This window comes from Cognaticolwellia aestuarii (assembly GCF_002000025.1).
In the GTDB taxonomy this organism is placed as follows: Bacteria; Pseudomonadota; Gammaproteobacteria; order Enterobacterales; family Alteromonadaceae; genus Cognaticolwellia; species Cognaticolwellia aestuarii.
On record NZ_MUZV01000004.1, the window covers coordinates 37,756 to 59,972 of the forward strand.

A 22,217-nucleotide genomic window follows, 5' to 3' on the forward strand; every position below is an offset into this window, starting at 1 on the left:
TTTTATATTCCTACTAAGCTGACTATTGCCAGTTTCGTCACAGTTAGTTGCGCTGAATTACTTGATATTGCGCGAGCAAAATATTAAGTAAAAATTGTATTCATCAATAAAACTGAGACCTAAAATTAAATTTGAGACTAAAATTACTATTAGATATATCTGTAAATTAGCAAGGTGACAAGCAAAAAATTTTTATATATGTGCCTTTTTACAACTTTTAGCTATAATGATGCGAATTTTTCGGCGCCATCATAATCGACTTTATGATAAAACTTAAGGGCTGAAACAGAAATAACTTCAGTTTATCACCAGTAATAACAATTTATTACCATCACTCCAGGTAGTTTGCGTTCATTTAAGTGAATTTCAATACCTTTTAATAGGAAGAGAATATACATGACAACTTCATGGTCAGCATTTAAAAATAAAATCAGTCAGTGCCTATGTCCACCAGGCAACGGAGTTTTTACCGTTAACACCGCAAAAGAACGTAAAGAGCGTTTACATCAAGCGTTATTTGGCCAATCAGATAATATTGAGGCTCTATGGCAGCAAAGCATTGAAAAATTGCCAGAATCAACTAATGCAGTGATTCTAGGCATTGCTTCAGATTGTGGCGGCGGTATTTTACGTGGCGCAAACTGGGGGCCATTATTTGTTCGTTCAACATTACTCGCACAATATCCCAATTTAACTGCCTTTGATTTAGGTGACGTGCGAGTTATTCCTCATTTGTTACACGATAAATATCTTAATGAATCCACGTTGGCCAATTGTCGTAAAGCACTGTACCAAAATGAAAAAAGCGAATTAGCGGTTAGTCCATTAACGATAACTGAAGACGTTTTACACGACTTTTATGCTGAATTTCCAAACAAAGGTATTTTTGGTATTGGCGGTGATCATTCGGTAAGCTACCCATTAACAAAAGCATATTTACAGGCAAAGAAAAAGCAAGGCGTACGTGCTGCAATTGTTCATTTTGATGCACATACTGATTTGCTCGTCGAACGTTTAGGTATCGATCTTTGCTTTGGCTCTTGGTGTACACACATTTTAGATGATTTAACTGAGCATCGTGATTTGATTCAAGTTGGAATTCGCTCAAGCGGCAAGCCTAAGTCACATTGGGAAAGCACCTTTGGAGTTAAACAACATTGGGCTCATGAAGTTAAAGAGCAAGGTGTTGAAGCGGTTATTGAAAAAATTATTACTCAGTTAAAGGCTGATAATATTGATGAAGTTTATGTCAGCTTTGATATTGACGCGCTCGATGAAAGCTTTGCCTCGGCAACAGGTACACCTGAGCCTGATGGCCTATCTCCAAACGAAGCGATGCAAATACTACGTGCTGTTGCTGCTCAGTGCCCTATCACTGGCGCTGATATGATGGAGATAGCACCATTTACTGATAGCACAGGCTTAGGCGAAGTTAGCCGTGATAGAACGTTAGCGGCCGGTGCTGAAATTTCAGCCTTTTTAATTGAAGAAATGAATAAGTAAACCATATAAATAACAGTACGTACTTTACACTACATTATGCTGCGAGACTGTTAACCCATGTTAATTAAAACAAAAAAGCCGTTCAATGAACGGCTTTTTTGTTACTTAGTTCCGGTTACTCAATCACAATATTAACCGAACTATAGGTTGTCGTTAAGCCACCAGGCGCCGTTACTTTTATTTCCAAAATGCCACTTTTAGGGTCTGCTTCACCTTTAATTGCCACACTAAAGGTACTTGCGCCATTGCGTGAATCACTTGGCCAAGTATAGCTACCTGTGCCGACCACTGTCCCGACACCGGCATCAAAAGATACAATCGTACCTTCAGGCATTGGTTGGTTATGAAAGTCAGCCACAGCAATCGTTACTGTTCCCGTATTTTCGCCTGCGATATAAAGTGTAGTATCTGTAGAGTCAAGATTTGGCGAACTAAGCGCGACAGCATCATTTGTCGCTAACAATGTTATATAAGGTTCATCATCAGACATAACAATAACGGCAGAGCCGCGGACATTAGTTGAAACTTTCTGAGATTTTTTCGTTGGATCTGGCTCATCGTCTGGGTTAGCACAATACTGATTTACTACTTGTGTGCCAGGATTTGACACATCATTAAAGCCGCATAACACACCATTATATACACCATCTTGCACGTCAAATGTACCGTTGGCATTAAAATCAACAAACTCTTCTAATTCACCACCAGTTTCAGAACTTGTCTCTTGTGGGTTATATAAATTATCTTCATTATGGTCAACAAATGCTTCTTTTAAATCGTATGCTCTGCCACCCACATCTGTTCCTTGGAATAAAGTATATTCACTTTCATCAAAACGACCATTACCATTCTTATCAGGAAAAGACTCTTCACCAATAGCCGTTGCTAAGACTGTGACACGACCGCCGAACTCCTGACCTAAATAATTTTTTCCGTCTGCCAAGGGCTCGCGAGCACAAAAAATAGTTGGATCAAGATCATTGGCTAATGTACAAAAACTTTGCGTCAAAATACGACCTGCCGGCCGAGGGTTTTGACTCGTCCACAAGACAGAACAAACACCATTCGTAGTCGTACACGAAGACTCTACAGAGCCACCTTCTGTTGTAAAATTAACTGCCGTGCCATCCGGTACAGGATTATTAAAGGCATCAGCCATGCGAACAGTAACAGGCACTTCAACACCATCTACTCCCCATGCCTCTGGATTTGCTACCCCTCTAGACATACTGAAACTATCTTGGTCAGGTAACCCTGTTGAAACAACAAGTAAGCTAGACTGGGTAAAAACGATTTGATCGTTAAGTGTTTTAGTTGAAGCCGTCACACGAACGGTTGTCGGTACAGTACCCGAATTAACCACAGTTTGTACCAAACCTTGAGCGTTAGTTGTCGCAACTTCTTGACTTAAATTGATACCACCAACATTGGTATTTAATGCAAAATTAACATCTCGATTATTATACGGGTTGCCATCTGTGTCCTTGACTTTAAAAACGACAGTAGAACTCTCTGAGCCGCCAACAATACCAGTACCTAATATGCCAATATTTTCAGGACTAGCTGAAACAAATTCAATACTACCAATATCAGCAGCTAGCACATTGATTGATGCCGAAGCTGATAAATTGATACCACCAGCATTTGCAGTTACATTAATAGGATCATCACCCACACATCCTTGCGCTAAATAAGTACTTGTCGCAACACCGTTTGACGTTGTCACTGGGCTACTGAACATTGCTGTTGATTGTGCAGAACAGCCCGAAGAAAAATTCACCTCTACGGGTTCTGTAAATAAATTCCCTTGATCATCAACAATTGATACCGAAATAACACTAGTACCACCTGCAGAAATCTGTGCGAGAGAGACACTAGCAGCACCTTCTACAAATGGTGTCCCGCTTCCCATTGTAACTGTCGAAGAGCCAACAACAAGAATAGTACTACTTGATTCGCCACTAGAAATAGATGCTGTAATTTCACCTGCACCTAGAGTGTCTCCCGCAAAAATATCAACAGTTGCTTGGTTATTATCATTAGTAATTGCTGATGCAATTGGGATATCACCGACAGTTGTACTAAATGTCACGATTAATGGTGCACTAATACCACCAACAGTAGCAACTACACGACCTGGTTTTGATGCTGTAATAGTATTGGTAACATCGCCGTTTTCGTCAACTAATACGACATTTACATTAATATTACCTACGACGCCAATGTCATCACCTTGGGTAGTAAAACCTAACGGCGTTGTCGAGCTTTCACCTGTAGAGATAGAAGCTGATATTTCAGCAGCGCCACGAACATTACCAGCGGTAAGCATTATCGTAGCAACACCGCTATCATTAGTTAAAGCTGTGCCTGAAGCAGGAGAAAATGCCCCTAAACCAGTACTAAAGGTAACCGCTCTACGAGCAACAGGCTCAGAGCCTTGCATAACGGTTGCAGTAACGGTTACTGGTGCTGCACCTGTCACCGTAGTTTCTGAAATAGCCAGTGAAATAGTTATAGCGTCTGGTGTACTACCATCGCCCTCACCTGTGGTTTCATCAAAGCCACCACTACTACCGCCACACCCGATTAAGGTTGCGAACAGTAAAATAAAACTAAAGCGTTGAAGTAGCGCCATAAAAAGCATCTCCCTGGTAATTTTTGTCATCAACTATCTCATCTTAACCGAATTTTTCAGAAAAGGTCAGCGATTAAGAAAAAAAACCTAACTTGGGTGATAGTTGATGATTTTCAACTAGATAATCTATTAAATACTTGGTGATTTAAGTCACAACCCTAAACTTTTCAAAACATTACCTAGCATTCACATTGATAAAACAAGTGAAGCTCCCTGAATCACGAAACAACAAAAAAATGACTTCTTATCCTGACCTTTTATGATGATTGCCAGGCTATAAAATACACACTGATAAAATAATCTCTATAAATCAACAAGCACAAGCCCTTAATCATTTGATTTATACTCCTAGCAACAACATAATAAGTTATCGTTCAATAAAACTAGAATAATATGACTGAAAAAAAGCAAGCAAGTTTAACCACTAGAATTGTTACCGGCATGGTTGCAGGTATTCTTGTTGGTACCATTTTACAATGGTTGATGCCCGATGGTTCAGATGCCGTCATTCCTTTGTACCTCTTTGACCTTTCATTACGCGGATTTTTAGTTGATGGCGTTTTCGAAGTTGGTGGACAAGTATTTATTTCCAGTTTACAAATGTTAGTGGTGCCATTGGTCTTTGTTTCGTTGATCTGCGGTACTTGTTCGTTAAAAGATACCACTAAGCTTGGCAGAATAGGCGGAAAAGCTATTGGGTTATATTTATTAACCACTGCAATTGCCATTAGTTTTGCGATGTCGCTGGCTTTACTGATCAGCCCTGGAGAAGGGGTAGATATGGTTGCTGGCACTACATTTACTAGCCGTGAAGCACCGTCACTTGCACAAGTACTTATTCAAATGTTTCCAAGTAACCCATTTGCCGCTTTCGCTAAAGGCAATATGCTACAAGTTATTATTTTCGCATTATTGTTTGGTATCGCTATTGCTCTTTCTGGTAAAGCAGGTGAGCGAATTGCCTCATTATTCGAAGATTTAAGCGAAGTTATTATGCGCCTTGTAACAATATTAATGAACATTGCACCTTATGGCGTATTTTGTTTATTAGCGGGTTTATTTACTGACGTTTCACTTAGCACTTTTGGCAATTTATTAAAATACTTTTTTGTTGTGGTATTTGCTTTATTATTACATGCCTTTGTTACCTACCCAGTATTACTTAAATTACTAACCGGCTTAAACCCGTTAATTTTCCTGAAAAAAATGCGTGATACCGCCATTTTTGCTTTTTCAACGTCAAGTAGTAATGCCACATTACCGATAACCCTTGAGACGACGACCAAAAAAATGGGAGTAAAAAATTCTATCGCATCATTTACTGTCCCATTAGGTGCCACTATCAACATGGACGGCACCGCTATAATGCAGGGTGTTGCGACTGTTTTTATCGCCCAAGTATTTAGTCAAGATTTAACCCTTGCTGATTACTTAATGGTTATCCTTACCGCTACACTAGCTTCCATAGGCACCGCGGGGGTTCCTGGTGTTGGTTTAATCATGCTAGCAATGGTGTTAGAGCAAGTAGGCTTGCCTGTTGAAGGCATTGCCTTAATTATTGGTGTTGACCGCTTATTAGATATGACACGTACTGCTGTGAATGTTACCGGCGACAGTATGGTTACGGTCATTGTTGGTAAGTCTGAACAACAGTTTGACGAAACCGTATTTAACGATGCTAACGCGGGTAAAAATATCGAAGATATCGACTTTCATCACTTGAATAAGCAATAATATTGCTCAAAGTGCCGTATTGTTTCATTAACAATACGGCACTTATATTAATCTCCTTGGCCCTATCGAATACTTCTAATACTTCTAATACTTCTCAAACAGTGCATTAACATGATGGCTATATAAACCGCCAGTTTTGCGATATTGATAGCAAATAAACCATAATGTTTTTACAGCAAAGTATTACACCAACAAAAAAGGTGCTAATTAGCACCCTTTTATCAATTCGTTATCGTATTAGCGTTTATTATATTACCCAGTAATTAATGGCTCAAAACCTTTAACTAACTCATCAATAGCTTTCATTTGTACTAAATAAGGTTCAAGTTTATCTAAAGGTAAGGCACATGGACCATCACACTTCGCCATTAACGGATCAGGATGAGCTTCAATAAATAACCCCGCTAAACCCAATGCCATGCCGCTACGAGCTAACTGCGCAGCTTTAGCACGCCGTCCGTCAGCAGAATCAGCACGTCCACCTGGCTGCTGTAATGCGTGAGTTGCATCAAACATCACTGGGGCGTAATCTTTCATCTCATCCATCGCAAGCATATCAACAACTAAATTGTTATAGCCGAAACAGCTACCACGTTCGCAAAGAATAATATCTTCGTTACCCGCTTCGGCAAATTTATTGATGATATGACGCATTTCATGGGCCGCAAGAAACTGTGGCTTTTTAACGTTGATAATTGCACCCGTTTTTGCCATCGCAACAACCAAATCAGTTTGACGGGCTAAAAATGCCGGTAATTGAATAATATCAGCAACTTCAGCAACAGGAGCCGCTTGATAAGGTTCATGTACGTCGGTAATGATCGGCACATTAAAAGTAGACTTTATTTCTTGAAAAATCTTCAAACCTTCATCTAAGCCAGGGCCTCGATAAGAGCTAACCGATGAGCGATTAGCTTTATCAAATGATGCCTTAAATACGTATGGAATATTGAGCTTTTGTGTCACTTCAACATAATGCTCTGCAATGGTCATCGCAAGATCACGTGACTCAAGCACATTCATACCACCAAACAGTACAAAAGGCTTATCGTTTGCGATCTCAATATCGCCTAATGAAATTAATTGCTTTGTCATAATATTTCCAAATTTGTTTTATAAGTTAGTGCATTAACTACCGACAATTCTTAATAGCTGACCACATAACCATGCCATGTATGTGCCTAATGCATAGCCTAAAACAGCTAACAATACACCTACAGGGGCGAGTGACGGATGAAATGCTGACGCAATAACGGGGGCAGACGCTGCACCACCAATATTAGCTTTACTGCCTACAGCTAAATAAAATACCGGTGCTTTAATAAACTTACCAACAGCGAATAGTAAAATAACATGTACCGCCATCCAGATTAAGCCAATCACCATATACTTAGGTGCTTCGACGATTTGGGTAATGTCCATATGTAAACCAATCGTTGCCACGAGTACATAAAGGAAGCTGCTTCCTACTTTAGATGCCCCTACTGACTCTAAGTTTCTTACCTTGGTAAAAGATAATGCCAAACCAATACTCGTAACTAAGACAATGATCCAAAACAACTTGCTATGTAAACTAAACTTCTTTAAATCAGGGTAGTTGTTTTGAAAGAATGGCACTAAATAATCAGCAGCAAGATGCGCCATACCAGCAGCACCTAAACCAACCGCTAATATTAACATGTAATCTTTGAGCTCTGGTGTTCTAGAATTAGCCTTGGTATGCGCTTCTACTTTTTCCACTAAACGGTCAATACTTGATGTATCGGCACCATTTTTGGCATCAATACGCTTATGATTAGCGGCCATATAAAGTAGCCCGGCCATCCAAATATTTGCCACAACAATATCTACTGTTACCATGATAGTAAATATTTTGCCATCAGCCCCGTAGATTTCTTTCATGGCTAGCATATTAGCACCGCCACCAATCCAGCTACCGGCAAGCGCAGCCATACCACGCCATACAGCATCGGGGCCAGAGACACCAATTAATTCAGGCCAAATAGCTGAAACAATAAGTAGCGCTAATGGACCACCGATGATAACACCGACAGTACCGGTTAAAAACATAATAACGGCTTTACTACCCAGCCCTGCAATCGCTTTGATATCAATACTTAAAGTTAATAAAACCAAACAAGCAGGCAACAAATAATACTTTGCGACTTCATCAACTTGACTAATATCAGCACTAACAATGCCAAAAGTATTTAACAACGAAGGTAATAAGTAACACATAAGTAATGCGGGCACATATTTATAGAATGAACGGCAGGCTGCATTACTGCTAGTAGAAGTATAAAATACTAGGCCTAAAATGAGTGCTAAAATACCGAGAACGGTTGCATCGTTAGTGATTAATGGCATGTTAGCCACAACAGAATCTTGCATTATTTATCCTTTTAATTTTCAAGCTTATTTATTATTTTTATAATGGTTAAAACACTTCTCGTATTTGTTTACGTTGATTTTATTAATGTAATACCGTATCTGAAATTGAAATTTTATCTAACTGTAATTTTAACAGCTGCGCCGAAGGATCTTTTGGGCATTGCTCAACAAAGTACTGATAGTCATCGTATGCCACTTTAAAACAGTCAAGCTGGTGCAATAAAAAGCCCCGATCACGACGTTCAAATGGATCATTTGGGTTTAATGCCAAGAGCATATCAACACACTTTAACGCATTATCGTACGCTTGCTCTCGTATAAATGCCGTTTTTAAACTCGTGATATGCTCAAGCACTAAGCTTTCTTGATTCATCGTATCTAAGGTAATTTCAAACGGATCGCCAGAAATTTCATTCATTCGGCTATCTAATTCATGCCAATTCAAAGATTCACCAGTTACAGGATCAAAAATAATGGCGTAATTATCATCGCAAACAATGCGTAACATGGCTTTTTCAGGCACAAAAACAATATCTGCCTGACAATCACAAGCGTTAGCTACATACGCAATCAACACCGCTTTTAAAGTGGGTGAAATTAATTTATGGGCTAATGCTGACGATACTTGATGTGAAGCAACCGGCCAATATTGCTGTTGTTTATCGATAAACAATTGATCAATAAACAAAGCATTAATTAGCACCTCTGCGCGTTCTACAGGCTCTGAAACCTTGTCCGTTTCGGCTTGACAATAACGCACTAATTCATCCACTTCGTTTTGACCAGTAATTGTTTTACCAAAAATATACTCTTCTACTAATAAAAAAGTTTGTAATAGTTCACTTTGTTCAGATTTGATTTCTGACAACAACAGATCGTTCATGAATACTCTATTAATATTAAATCTTGAATTTCTACTATAAACCGGCAAAAAATACGGTTTCTTTACTCATCGCAATTCGAACAATGAGCATTACCCAGCCCATAGCACCTAAAAAGCCAATAATTTGCATCGTACGATTACGCGCTAGCTTTAAGGTGTAATAACCAGTAAAGATATACGCAACAACAGCAAATAATTTTTCAGCTAGCCACAATTGCTCAGCGGGGTTTATCGCTAATTTAATCGATAAAGCAATACCTAGCCCCAACAATAAGGTGTCGATAATATGTGGGGCGATTTTCAACCATTTCAATGTTAATTTTTCTGAATTAACTAAGGTTAAAGCAAAACGAAAAGTAAAAAGTAAAATACTGATCGCAGCAACGGTCATGTGTAAATGTTTAAGCACGGTTAACTCCATTAATTATTATTGTTTATCGGTAAAACAACCAAACGTAACGCGGTCGTTATTACCATAATCTTTTATTGTTTGAATGTTACTGTAAGCTAAATTAGCTAAAATGGTTTGTACTGCATGACTTTGTTCAAAACCATGTTCAATATACAGAAAACCACCCGGCTTTAAAAATTTAAGCGCTTGGCTGGCAATTATTTTAATATCAGCTAAACCATTATCGGGTGCCACCAATGCAGTTTTTGGCTCAAACTTAACATCACCCTCGTTCAGATGCTGATCATGCTCATCAATATATGGTGGATTACTGACAATAACATCAAAGCCTTTATTTACAGTTACCTGACTAAACCAATCACTTTGATAAATCGTAACCTGAGTTAATTGCAAGTTATCGGCATTGCTCTTGGCAAGCGCTACCGCATCATGGCTGTAATCTACTGCTTCTATTTGCCAATCAGGTTTTTCCGATGCTAACGCTAAAGCGATAGCGCCAGTGCCTGTCCCTAAATCCAAACAGCGGAGTGCTTTATCTTGATGGTGGTTCAAAACCAGCTCAACGAGCACTTCAGTATCAGGGCGAGGAATTAAAGTTGCGGGTGAGACTTGCAGTGGCAATGACCAAAACTCACGCATATTAACTATATAAGCAATTGGCTCACCCTGAAGTCTGCGTTGCATTAATGCTAAAAACTGTTCAGTTTGTGGGGTGGTTAACTTATGCTCAGGCCAAGTCAAGATGAAAGTGGCCGGTTTGTTCATCACAAAGCAAAGTAAAATTTCACTGTCCAACTTTGCACTGTCAGAATGAGGCAGCAAAAGCTGCTGACCAAAAGCAATTAATTCAGCAATGGTCAGCGATGATAATTTTTTAAGCGATAACAATGGTGTTAATACAGGTTCAGACACTAATTTTGCTCAGATAACTCTGCTAATAAGTCAGCCTGGCTTTCCTGCATAATCGGTTCAAGAACTAATTGTAAATTACCTTCCATAATTTCGTTTAAACGATAAAGTGTTAAATTAATACGATGATCACTCATTCGTCCTTGAGGAAAGTTATATGTACGAATTCGTTCAGAACGATCGCCACTAGCCACTAAATTACGACGCGAAGACTCTTCAGCACTTCGACGTTTTTCATCTTCGGCTTGCTGTAAACGTGCTTGTAATACTGACATGGCTTGCGCACGGTTTTTATGCTGTGAACGTTGATCTTGACATTCAACTACTACACCACTTGGGATATGAGTAATACGAATAGCTGAATCCGTTTTGTTAACATGCTGACCACCCGCACCAGAAGCACGGAAAGTATCAACTTTTAAATCCGCTTTATTGATTTCAATTGCTTGTGACTCTGGAATTTCAGGCATAACAACAACCGTACAAGCTGAGGTATGAACACGGCCTTGTGATTCGGTTTCTGGTACACGTTGCACACGGTGGCCACCAGATTCATATTTCATTTGACCATACACGCCATCGCCGTTAATTTTAGCAACAATCTCTTTGAAGCCGCCCTGCTCACTCTCATTTGAGTTCATTAACTCAATTTTCCAGCCTTGCTTTTCAGCATAACGGCTATACATGCGGAATAAATCGCCAGCAAAAATAGCCGCTTCATCACCGCCTGCGCCAGCACGAATTTCAACAAAACAATTGTTATCATCTTTTGGATCACGAGGTAAAAGCAAAATTTGCAGTTCGCCGGTCATGTTCTCAACAGCTTTTTTAGCTTCTTTGAATTCTTCTTGCGCCATTTCACGCATATCAGGATCATCATCCTTAAGCATTTCTTCAGCGGTAGCAAAATCATTTTCTGCTTCTTGATAAGCATGAAAAGCAGAAGTAACAACTTCTAGTTGTGAGAATTCTTTCGATAACGCTTGGAACTTTTCTTGATCGGCAATCGTTTCAGGATCAGAAAGTAACGCTTGTACTTCTTCAAAGCGTTCGACAAGTATTTCAAGTTTTTGGTAAACAGATTTATTCATTAAATGATCTTATATAGTCAATAATTGATGAATTACCCGCGCATTATATTCGACTAAGCAGATAATTAGCAGTAGTTTATAACAAATGGAATAAATAATTCACCGCAGCGAAGCATTAAAAGCTATAGAGGGCTAGGTTTATCGCACTAAAGTTGTGCAGAACAATATTCAATATCGACAGGCTAGACAAGTCATAAGCCTCAGGGAGATGGCCAGTTTAACAACACTAAATTAGCTAAGCAGCCCATTTCTACCGGCTGATTAAATAAGGTCACTGTTGATGATAAAAGGAGTTTAACTCACGTTACGCTTTAAAGAGAACTGCCTTTATTCATACTATGCTTGATTATCTATATCAAAAATATCGCGTAAATAAACCAGTCTATCTAACTGACCGCCTTGTGCAGCTGATTGAATAGCGCTGGTTGGTGCATGCATAAATTTATTGGTAAGTTTGGTCGCAAGCTCTGCTATGACCGCTTCAGGCTTTTTATTCGCGGCTAATTGTTGCATCGCTTTTTCAAGTAATAAATCACGATTTTTTAGGCACTGTTTACGATAAGAAATTACCGTATCCTGAGTATTTAAGCCTCTAAGCCATGACATAAAGCTTGTTGATTGCTCTGAAACAATGCCCTCTGCTAATACGGCTTCTTTACGGCGATTATCTAAATTTTTTGCAATGATATTTTGTAAATCGTCAACAGTATAAAGAAAGACATCTTCTAGATCTGAAACTTGCTCTTCAATATCTCTAGGCACAGCTAAATCAACCATAAACATGGGACGATGCTTTCTTTTCGTTAACGCTTTTTCAACCATACCTTTACCTATAATGGGCAAGGTACTACCTGTTGAGCTGATCACGATATCGGCATTGGCCATCATTTCTGGTATTTGTGCTAGCGTAATAACATCAGCACCAAATTGTTTGGCCATATTCTCAGCACGACTTATAGTGCGATTTGCAACAGTAATATGACCAACATTATTTTCATATAAATGTTTAGCAACCAATTCAATAGTTTCACCTGCACCGACTAGGAGTACACGCGCTTTGTCTAAACTAGCGAAAATATGTTTGGCAAGGTTAACGGCAGCAAAAGCAACTGAAACTGCACTCGCGCCTATTTCGGTATCGGTTCTCACTTGCTTAGCAACGCCAAAGGTACGTTGAAACAGTCGATCCATCACCAATGCCATAGAACCAGCAGCTTTTGCTTGATTATAAGCTTGCTTCATTTGCCCTAAAATTTGCGGCTCGCCAAGTACTAATGAGTCTAGGCCACAAGCAACGCGCATCATATGATTTACCGCTTGCTGATCTTGATGCCAATATAAGCTTGGGGTAATAATTGAAGCCGGTACATTATGATGTTGCTCTAACCAACGCACTAAACGCTCTTGCGTTAACGCTACATCACCTTCTTGCACGATATAAAGTTCAGTTCGGTTACAAGTAGATAAAATCGCGGCCTCTTTACAATCAGCTGAATCTAATAGTTCTTGCAACGCCATACTCAGGTTATCAGGGTTAAAAGAGATCTTTTCCCTAACGGCAACCGGAGCGGTTTTATGATTGATACCTACTGCAACTATTGACATATGAGTATATTAAATCCAAAAAATTTAAATGGCAGGCAAAGTCTGCTGCGAATAACCAATTATCTTCGTGCGCATTATACGCAGCTAATAACGGGTTAGCTCTATTATCAGCCAGACAATGAAAAAAACCTATGATCTGTGACAAAAAATCGCGATAATTTTACGAAAGATCACATTAAATTGAAAGTGCCGAATGAATGATTGCCCATATGTTTTGGTTATTTGTTATTATTCTCACTTAAACAATCGGGTTTTAAACCGAATTATTCAGGAATGCTATGCGCAGTAAGTTTCTCATTGTTTTATTATTTGTCAGTATATTAAGTGCTTGTACTAGCATTAATGACAGGCCTGTTGAAAGTAATACAGCAAGCCAAGGTATTGACAGTCGCAATAAACAAATATCACAACTAACACGCTGGACCATTAATGGCAAAATAGCTTTTATCAACAATCAAGAACGTCAAAGTGCAACACTGCATTGGCAAAAAGATGAAGCTGAAAAAACAGAATCATTAAACTTATCCACCTTGTTTGGCATTAAAGTCTTGGAGCTGAACCAACAACGAGACAACTTCACCTTAGAAGTCGATGGCGAATACTACCAAACACAAGATTTGGACTACTTAATATATTCGCTAACGGGCTTAAATTTACCAACTCGTGCCATGAGTCATTGGTTAAAAGGCATTGCCTTTTTGCCTACCGACAAACTGACATACAACGAAAAAACACAACTACCAGAGTCTTTGCTCAGTTACTACAATGATAAAAAATGGCTGATTAAATATAGTCAATACCACCATATAGGTCGCTACCAATTAGCTAAGCAACTGACGATTTCACAAGGTAATTTACGCATAAAGATTGCCATTCATTCATGGAATATTTAACGAGGTTGTTTTGAATAAACACGTATTTCATTCATTCCCTTCACCAGCAAAACTGAACTTGTTCTTACATATTGTGGGTAGAATGGATAATGGTTACCACCAGTTAGAAACCGTTTTTCAATTTCTTGACTATCATGACACCATTGATTTAAAGGTCACTGAAGATAAAGCGATCACATTACTAACCCCTATCCCTGGTGTCGACAATAGCGACAACTTAATCGTCAAAGCAGCTGTGCTGCTACAAGAACACAGTCAATGTCAGCTGGGCGTAGACATTAAGCTAGAAAAGTTACTTCCTATGGGCGGTGGCTTGGGTGGTGGTTCATCAAATGCCGCGACAATATTATTAGCACTTAATGCTCTTTGGCAAACTCAACTTACTATTACGCAACTTGCCGAACTTGGTGTCAAACTTGGTGCTGACGTTCCCATTTTTGTTCATGGCTTTGCGGCTTTTGCCCAAGGTATCGGCGAACAGTTAACACCGGCTTCGCCAAAAACTTATTGGTATTTAGTTGCCAAACCTAATTGCAGTATTTCTACACAAAGTGTTTTTAACGCAGAAGATTTAACTCGCGATACACCGGCTATACGTTATAGCGATGATGATATCGAAAATTATCACAATGATTGTCAAACTTGGGTAATAAAACACTACCCTGAGGTTGCCAAACTACTGGCTTGGTTGGTAGAATACGCGCCGTCTCAAATGACTGGAACTGGTGCGTGTATATTTTCACGTTTTAGCTCTAAACAAGACGCGTGCTACGTACAATCTTTATTGCCAAACGGCATAGAGTCATTCGTAGCAGAAGGACTCAATCAATCGCCCTTACATGCTGTAATTGCAGCAGTAAACGACAATTAAGTTCGGATGAAATTTCATATATATGCCACTAAAACTGGCAAAAATAAAATAATTTGCTGATATTTAACTTACCGTTTAATTCAGTATCGTAATTTAGATGTCAAAAATTTCTGAGGAACTGACAGTGCCTGACATGAAGATTTTTGCGGGTAACGCCACCCCTGAACTGGCCAAACAAATCGCTAATCGCTTATACATCACCTTAGGCGAAGCCAAGATTGGTAGTTTTAGTGATGGTGAAATTAGTGTTGAAATTACCGAAAACGTGCGTGGTGCAGATGTTTTTATTATTCAATCAACATGTGCCCCTACTAACGATAACTTAATGGAACTAATCGTGATGATTGATGCGCTACGCCGTGCATCAGCTGGACGTATTACTGCCGTTATGCCTTATTTTGGTTATGCACGTCAAGACCGTCGTGTACGCAGCGCTCGTGTACCTATCACAGCGAAAGTTGTTGCTGATTTCTTATCAAGTGTGGGTGTTGACCGTGTCTTAACGGTTGATTTACACGCTGAGCAAATCCAAGGCTTTTTTGATGTACCAGTAGACAATGTTTTTGGTACACCTATCTTACTAGAAGATATGTTAGAGCGTAATATTGAAAATCCAGTCGTTGTTTCTCCTGATATTGGTGGTGTTGTGCGTGCGCGTGCCGTTGCCAAATTATTAGATGATGCTGACCTTGCGATTATCGATAAACGTCGCCCTAAAGCAAACGTTGCGCAAGTTATGCATATTATTGGTGATGTTAAAGGTCGTGACTGTTTCATTGTTGACGATATGATTGATACTGGTGGCACATTAGCAAAAGCCGCTGAAGCGTTAAAAGATCACGGTGCTAAGCGCGTATTTGCTTATGCTACTCACCCTGTACTTTCAGGCAACGCTGCAGAAAACTTGAAAAATTCAGTTATTGATGAAGTGGTCGTAACTGATTCAATTCCACTGTCAGATGAAATCAAAGCACTTGGTAAAGTTCGCCAACTTACGCTAAGTGGCATGTTGTCAGAAGCGATTCGCCGTGTTTGTAACGAAGAATCGATTTCTGCGATGTTTGATGCTTAATCAAATTTAGCAAACTTCTGCAATGCATAAAAAAGCACCTTAGGGTGCTTTTTATTATCTTGGCATTAGGCCACAATATTCACATACCTGTAATGCTGTCAAGGCAATACAGTCGCTATCTTAAGCCCTGCATGACGGCTATGCTCTGTTATCATATTGGCAAGTTCAGGCTTACAAGATCCACAATTAGTACCACACTTTAAGCGTTCTCCTAATTGTTCAACTGTTGCTGCACCTGCCTTTATTGCATCAACAATAGTGTTTTGTGCAATATTAAAACAAGAACAAACTTGCTTGCCTAGGCTAAATTCACTGCTAGCTTGACCAAGCAACAACGCTTGTATATCACTGAATTCTAGAATACCTTTACTGAACAAATGCTGTAGCCAAGCACTTTCAAATACAGGCCAATGCCTCGAAACATAGCAAACAAAAAGTAATTTTTTATCCGCTAATAAAATAATGTACTGTGTCGTGGCATCACCAAAACTCAGCCACTCTAGATTTAACGGTAATGCTGATGTTATGTCTTCTTTCTCATCTATTTTTCGATTGCTTTTCTCATCAACCAACTGCTGGCACCATAACATCAGATCGGTTATCGGGGTTTTATTCGCCATGCTTAATTGCATGCCGTAATTGGTCTTATTTTTTAACCAGAAAGTAATATTCTTCACTGCAGCCTTGACATCTATCTGAGCTAAGAGTGCATCATCAATATGGCACTCTATAAATTGCTCGAACCGAGTACTCTTAATTGCCACCGGCACTTGCTTACTTTCCGGTTGCCCAGATATAGCGTCAACAATGCTCGGGTACAAACGGCTAGCATTAGCATGTGAAGCAAATTGTTCATTCCAATGAATCGACATAAAACATTCGTTATCACGTATGCCATTGTCAAATTGAACTTGCAACAGAACCGGCTCAGTACCAGAGCAAGCTGAATGAATCGCTACAATATCATTCTCCATTACATCTAATGCAACGGCATCTCGTGAATTAAGATATAAGTAAGGTTTCGTAGTGTGTTGAGTTAATTCATATGCTAAACCGGTGCGCGTCATACTATGCCAATGATCCCTTAAGCGACCGCTATTTAAGCTAAAAGGGAAGTTTGTATTGGTTACTAGTACGGAGGATTTCGGCGTAACAGCAAAGAGCTGTGCTTTTTGGCTATTAGTAGCAAAACATCCATTTTCAAACACTTGTGAACAACCTGTTGGATAATCTCTATTGATTGGCCATTGCATAGGTTTGAGCTTATCGTAAGCCTCAAGAGATAAACTCGCTAAGCCGGAAATATCAAAAATACGATTTGACTGTTGATTGACAGCAGTTAAGCCGGCAAACTCAGTGAATACTTCGCTAACATGCTGATAGTCAAAGCCTGAAAATCCCATAGCGTTAGCGACATCCGCAATAATTTTCCAGTCGTGACGAGCTTGTCCCGTCGGTGCTTGCACCGCTCTTTGTCGAGAAATACGACGTTCGGAGTTAGTCACCGTGCCATTTTTTTCTAACCAAGGCGTAGCTGGTAGTTTAATATCAGCAAGCGCTAACGTGTCATTATCGCTAACACAATCAGAAACCACCACTAATGGACACTGAGTTAGTGCGCGCTTAATTTTATCGCGCTCTGGTAAGCTCACCATAGGGTTTGTTGCCATGATCCAAACGGCTTTAATTTCCCCTCGCTCGATAGCATCAAACATCTCCACCGCACTCTTACCTGCCGAGCTCACCATGGTAGGCGATTGCCAATAACTTTGCACATGGTCACGATGTGCTTTATTGTCAATATCAAGATGCGCTGTTAACTGATTAGCCAAGCCGCCAACCTCTCGACCGCCCATGGCATTGGGCTGCCCCGTAATAGAAAATGGACCACAACCTGGTTTGGCTATTTTACCACTGGCTAAATGACAATTAATAATGCTATGGCATTTATCAACCCCAGTACTTGATTGGTTAATGCCCATTGAATACAGCGTAATAGCTGAGTCACTAGCAACAAATAACTGATAAACCTGTATAAGCTGACTCTGTTCAATATCACAATAACGAGCAACACGCGCAATCGACCATAATGATGCTTGGGCTAAAGCATCATCCCCTCCCTCAGTATGGGCAACTAAGTAGTTTTGATCTAAGCCGCCATGCAGAGATAAGTAATATAATAAACCATTAAAAAATGCCGCATCGGTGCCGGGTTTAATGGCAAGATGATAATCTGCCGCGACACTGGTGGCTGTAGCGCGCGGGTCAATAACCACTAATTTCATATTAGGGTTAATTTTTCTTGCTCGCTCAATACGTTGAAATAAAACAGGATGTGTCCACGCGGCATTTGAACCGGTGATTAATAGCAGCTCAGTAGTTTCTAGGTCGCGATAATTACACGGCACGACATCTTCACCAAAGCTGCGTTTATAAGCAGCAACCGCTGATGACATACAAAGCCGTGAATTAGTGTCAATATTGCCCGAGCCGATATAACCTTTCATGAGTTTATTGGCGAGATAATAATCTTCGGTCAATAATTGCCCAGAGACATAAAATGCTACTGAATTTTTGCCATATTTTTTAATGGTATCAGCAAAACCTTTGGCAACTTGCTCAATAGCATCAATCCAAGGCACTTTTTGACCTTTTACCTCTGGAAAAAGTAAGCGCCCGCTATCGCCAAGAGTATTAAGTAAATTACTACCTTTAACACAAAGCCGACCAAAATTTGCTGGGTGATCAGCACTAGCTTGCAGCTTTTTAGCTTTTTCACTTTGCTTAGTAATATCAATACCACAACCGACGCCACAATAAGCACAGGTACTTTCGATGATTTGCTCAGCTTGCACTATTATCCCCCAAAGGCATTGTGTTTTCACAATACCTGCTTACGTATTAATTATATGACCTACGCGACTTAGAAAACTCGTTAATAAGCTTAAACCAACAACTGAACTTGCTGATTCATAATGCGTACTGGATAGTTTTTGACACTAATGTCTTGCTGTAAGCACTGACCAGTTTGTAATGAGAAGTGTTGCTTAAATAATGGTGAGGCGACAACCAGATTTTCACCAATACTGCCAACAATACCGCGATAAAGTACATTCGCTTTGCCAATAGGGTCATAGTTACCAATGGCGTAGACTTGTTGCTCTGTATCTGGCAAGTGAAAAATAGCAACTTGTTCATCAACGACGGTTTTATCGCTTTGCTCCAAAAGCGCACATACACCTGAATTTGAGATCAAATCTTCCATTTGACAAACCGTTTGCCATTGCTGATCTTCTAATGAACTTGGCCATTGGGTTACTGTTTTTAACGACATATTTTTTTCCTTATACCGGTTCAACAATTTTAGGACTTTGCGTTACTCTATTTTCAGCTATATTCACTGCGATACGCTCATGCTGATAAGCAGGACGAATTTGTTGACGCTCTTCAACAAATTGAATATTTGTATCTGACTTATCCGAATTTACAAAAGGCTTGAAACGTTTCAGTGCCTGTGGATTGGCCAGTGTCGTTTTCCACTCACATTGATAACTACCAACAATAAGCTGCATTTGCTTTTCAAGTTCATCAGCAATTTGTAAACTATCCTCAATAACAACATCTTGTAAATAACTCAATCCGCCTTCTAAGTTATCCATCCACACAGAGGTACGTTGCAACCTGTCACCAGTATTCACGTAAAACATCAAAATTCGGTCGATATATTTAATCAGTGTTTTGTCATCCAAATCAGTGGTAAATAAATCACCATGGCGCGGTTTCATACCACCATTACCACAAACATAAAGGTTCCAACCTTTTTCCGTAGCAATAATGCCAATATCTTTACTTTGTGCTTCAGCACACTCCCTTGTACAACCCGATACGGCAAATTTTATTTTATGTGGGGCACGTAAACCTTTGTAACGATTTTCTAATAATATTGCCATACTAATGCTATCTTGTACGCCGTATCGACACCAACTCGAGCCAACACAAGATTTTACTGTTCTTAGCGACTTGCCATAGGCATGGCCGGTTTCAAAACCGGCGTCAATGAGTTCTTGCCAAATAGGCGGTAACTGCTCTACGCGTGCGCCAAATAAATCGACGCGCTGACCACCAGTGATTTTAGTATACAAATTATATTTTTTTGCTACCTCACCAAGCACAATCAACTTATCGGGCGTAATTTCACCACCAGCAATACGCGGAACAACCGAATAAGTGCCGTCTTTTTGCATGTTAGCGAGGTAGTTATCGTTAGTATCTTGTAGACCGACGTGAGATTTATCTAAAATATAATCATTCCAAACAGAAGCTAAAATAGAAGCCGTTAATGGTTTACACACTTCACAACCCAGACCTTTGCCGTGTGAAGATAATAGTTGTTCAAATGTGGTGATTTTCTCAACTTTAACAATATCAAACAATTCTCGGCGTGAATGAGCAAAGTGCTCACAAATATCTTTTTTAACTTCAACGCCACGTTGCTCAAGTAAGCTATCAGTGACATTTTTCACTAGCGCGGTACAACCACCGCAGCCTGAGCTAGCTTTGGTACAAGTCTTAATATCGCCAACACTACAAGCACCGTTATCAATAGCGCTGACAATGTCGCCTTTAGTGACGTTATGACAAGAACAAATGGTCGCGCTATCCGGTAAAGCATCAACACCTAATGCGGGCTTATCAGCCGCCATCGGCAAAATCAACGATTCTGGTGACTCTGGTAAATCAATAGCATTAAGCATGTATTGCAAAAGCGTGTCGTATTCACTGGTATCACCAATAAGGACGGCACCGAGTAGCTTAGTTTTTTCTGCATTTACGACTATTTTTTTATAAACACCATTCGGCTGATTTTCATAGGTATAACAAAGCGATCCTGATGTTTTCGCATGGGCATCACCAATGGAGCCAACGTCTACCCCCATTAACTTAAGCTTGGTACTCATATCTGCACCGGTAAAATGTTGTTCTTCGCCAAGAATATGCTTCGCCGCTACTTTTGCCATGGCATAGCCAGGCGCAACTAAACCAAAAATAAAGTTACTCCATAACGCACACTCACCAATAGCGTAGATATTATTATCCGAAGTTTGGCATTGATTATTGATAACAATTCCACCACGTTCGCCAATAACGAGATCAAATTCACGAGCGAGATTATCAAAAGGCCTGATGCCAGCTGAAAATAAAATTAAATCGGTTTCTAGTTCACTGCCATCACTAAAACAAAGTTTGTAGCGACAATGCTCACCATCAACAATTTCATTTGTGGCTTTTGACGTATGCACTTGCACACCCAACTGTTCAATTTTACTTTTCAGTAATCGCCCACCGCCTGCATCAACTTGCACGCCCATCAATTGTGGTGCAAATTCAACTACATGAGTTTTTAAGCCTAATTGTTTCAGGGCATTAGCAGCTTCTAAACCAAGCAGCCCGCCACCAATAACAACGCCAACCTTACTTTTATCAGCACTGGCTTGAATAGCATCAAGATCATCAATGGTACGATACACTAAGCAATGTTCGCGATCTTTACCTGGAATAGGTGGCACAAAAGGATACGAGCCCGTAGCAAGCACTAATTTATCGTAGTGATAGCGCTTTCCTTGCTCTGTTTCAACGAAACCTTGCGCTTTATCTATATGACTAACCTTGGCATCAACGGCGAAATTCACTTGCCATTGTTGATAGGTTTTTTCGTCTGTCATGGCTAAATCTTCCGCCGATTTACCAGCAAAATACTCTGACAGATGTACGCGGTCGTAAGCGAGTCTCGATTCAGCACAGAGTACGGTTATTTCTACCGTTTGTTCACTATTACTTAGCTCAACAAGTTGTTCAACAAAGTGATGGCCAACCATACCATTGCCAACAACAACCACTTTTGTTTTTACCACTGCCTGATTATCTATATTCATCAACCTACACCTGCTTATTTGTGACTTGTGTTAAACCAAAAATTTACTTTCAGTCAGACTAGCGTCAAAGAAACACCACTTACCTCAAGTGCTTTCAATTTACTTCAGCTGAACTTAACAGATGCAGTTGCAAAGCAGGTGCCAGTTAACTTTTAACATTAAAAACAATAACTAAGAATTTTATTAATGAAAGAAAGAGCGTTAATGCACTAGTATGATGATGCAGCCGCACCACTGCTGTGCAGTTAATCGGTCTTGTTATATTAATGCAGTAATGTATTAACG

The 22,217-nt window shown here is 39.8% G+C and carries 16 protein-coding genes; 5 read left to right on the forward strand and 11 right to left on the reverse strand.

What is annotated here, in order from left to right; genetic code table 11:
• Positions 1 to 396: 396 nt before the first annotated feature.
• On the forward strand, positions 397 to 1,503 hold the full coding sequence (locus tag B0169_RS07105; RefSeq protein ID WP_077285282.1) for an arginase family protein: 1,107 nt from the start codon (positions 397 to 399) through the stop codon (positions 1,501 to 1,503).
• A 115-nt stretch (positions 1,504 to 1,618) separates the two neighbouring features.
• On the opposite strand, the gene B0169_RS07110 is transcribed toward B0169_RS07105, so the two are convergent.
• Positions 1,619 to 4,138 carry an Ig-like domain-containing protein gene (locus tag B0169_RS07110; RefSeq protein WP_077285283.1) on the reverse strand — a complete coding sequence of 840 codons (2,520 nt, stop codon included), beginning with the start codon at positions 4,136 to 4,138 and terminating at the stop codon, positions 1,619 to 1,621.
• A 393-nt stretch (positions 4,139 to 4,531) separates the two neighbouring features.
• Between B0169_RS07110 and B0169_RS07115 the strand changes: the two genes are divergently transcribed.
• Positions 4,532 to 5,872 (forward strand): dicarboxylate/amino acid:cation symporter, encoded by a 1,341-nt coding sequence (locus B0169_RS07115; protein WP_077285284.1) that lies wholly within the window; start codon positions 4,532 to 4,534, stop codon positions 5,870 to 5,872.
• A 252-nt stretch (positions 5,873 to 6,124) separates the two neighbouring features.
• On the opposite strand, the gene kdsA is transcribed toward B0169_RS07115, so the two are convergent.
• From kdsA to hemA, 7 genes are all read right to left on the reverse strand, one after another.
• Positions 6,125 to 6,967 (reverse strand): 3-deoxy-8-phosphooctulonate synthase, encoded by an 843-nt coding sequence (gene kdsA, locus B0169_RS07120; RefSeq protein WP_077285285.1) that lies wholly within the window; start codon positions 6,965 to 6,967, stop codon positions 6,125 to 6,127.
• Between the two features lie 33 nt (positions 6,968 to 7,000).
• The gene (locus tag B0169_RS07125) at positions 7,001 to 8,263 is read right to left on the reverse strand and encodes a DUF819 family protein (RefSeq protein ID WP_077285286.1); all 1,263 of its coding nucleotides are present in this window, start codon (positions 8,261 to 8,263) and stop codon (positions 7,001 to 7,003) included.
• 82 nt (positions 8,264 to 8,345) lie between these two features.
• On the reverse strand, positions 8,346 to 9,146 hold the full coding sequence (locus B0169_RS07130) for a SirB1 family protein (protein WP_077285287.1): 801 nt from the start codon (positions 9,144 to 9,146) through the stop codon (positions 8,346 to 8,348).
• A gap of 34 nt (positions 9,147 to 9,180) precedes the next feature.
• On the reverse strand, positions 9,181 to 9,555 hold the full coding sequence (locus tag B0169_RS07135) for a SirB2 family protein (RefSeq protein WP_235838507.1): 375 nt from the start codon (positions 9,553 to 9,555) through the stop codon (positions 9,181 to 9,183).
• 18 nt (positions 9,556 to 9,573) lie between these two features.
• Positions 9,574 to 10,470 carry a peptide chain release factor N(5)-glutamine methyltransferase gene (prmC, locus tag B0169_RS07140; RefSeq protein WP_280522516.1) on the reverse strand — a complete coding sequence of 299 codons (897 nt, stop codon included), beginning with the start codon at positions 10,468 to 10,470 and terminating at the stop codon, positions 9,574 to 9,576.
• The gene (gene prfA / locus B0169_RS07145; RefSeq protein ID WP_077285289.1) at positions 10,470 to 11,558 is read right to left on the reverse strand and encodes a peptide chain release factor 1; all 1,089 of its coding nucleotides are present in this window, start codon (positions 11,556 to 11,558) and stop codon (positions 10,470 to 10,472) included. Before prfA ends, prmC begins: the two co-directional genes overlap by 1 nt.
• A gap of 336 nt (positions 11,559 to 11,894) precedes the next feature.
• Positions 11,895 to 13,163: a glutamyl-tRNA reductase gene (gene hemA, locus B0169_RS07150; protein ID WP_077285290.1), complete on the reverse strand. Its 1,269-nt coding sequence runs from the start codon at positions 13,161 to 13,163 to the stop codon at positions 11,895 to 11,897.
• Between the two features lie 278 nt (positions 13,164 to 13,441).
• On the opposite strand from hemA, the gene lolB reads away from it, so the two are divergent.
• From lolB to B0169_RS07165, 3 genes are all read left to right on the forward strand, one after another.
• On the forward strand, positions 13,442 to 14,056 hold the full coding sequence (gene lolB / locus B0169_RS07155; RefSeq protein ID WP_077285291.1) for a lipoprotein insertase outer membrane protein LolB: 615 nt from the start codon (positions 13,442 to 13,444) through the stop codon (positions 14,054 to 14,056).
• Positions 14,057 to 14,066: 10 nt separating this feature from the next.
• Positions 14,067 to 14,927, forward strand: a complete 861-nt coding sequence (ispE, locus tag B0169_RS07160) for a 4-(cytidine 5'-diphospho)-2-C-methyl-D-erythritol kinase (RefSeq protein ID WP_077285562.1) — start codon at positions 14,067 to 14,069, stop codon at positions 14,925 to 14,927.
• 124 nt (positions 14,928 to 15,051) lie between these two features.
• Positions 15,052 to 15,999, forward strand: a complete 948-nt coding sequence (locus tag B0169_RS07165) for a ribose-phosphate pyrophosphokinase (RefSeq protein ID WP_077285292.1) — start codon at positions 15,052 to 15,054, stop codon at positions 15,997 to 15,999.
• Positions 16,000 to 16,097: 98 nt separating this feature from the next.
• On the opposite strand, the gene B0169_RS07170 is transcribed toward B0169_RS07165, so the two are convergent.
• From B0169_RS07170 to nirB, 3 genes are read right to left on the reverse strand one after another with little or no spacing between them, the layout of a single operon-like run.
• Entirely contained in the window at positions 16,098 to 18,884 is a 2,787-nt protein-coding gene (locus tag B0169_RS07170; RefSeq protein WP_235838508.1) for a nitrate reductase, read from the reverse strand.
• Positions 18,885 to 18,943: 59 nt separating this feature from the next.
• Positions 18,944 to 19,333, reverse strand: a complete 390-nt coding sequence (gene nirD / locus B0169_RS07175) for a nitrite reductase small subunit NirD (RefSeq protein ID WP_077285293.1) — start codon at positions 19,331 to 19,333, stop codon at positions 18,944 to 18,946.
• Positions 19,334 to 19,343: 10 nt separating this feature from the next.
• Positions 19,344 to 21,932 (reverse strand): nitrite reductase large subunit NirB, encoded by a 2,589-nt coding sequence (gene nirB, locus B0169_RS07180; protein ID WP_077285294.1) that lies wholly within the window; start codon positions 21,930 to 21,932, stop codon positions 19,344 to 19,346.
• Between the last annotated feature and the right edge of the window lie 285 nt (positions 21,933 to 22,217).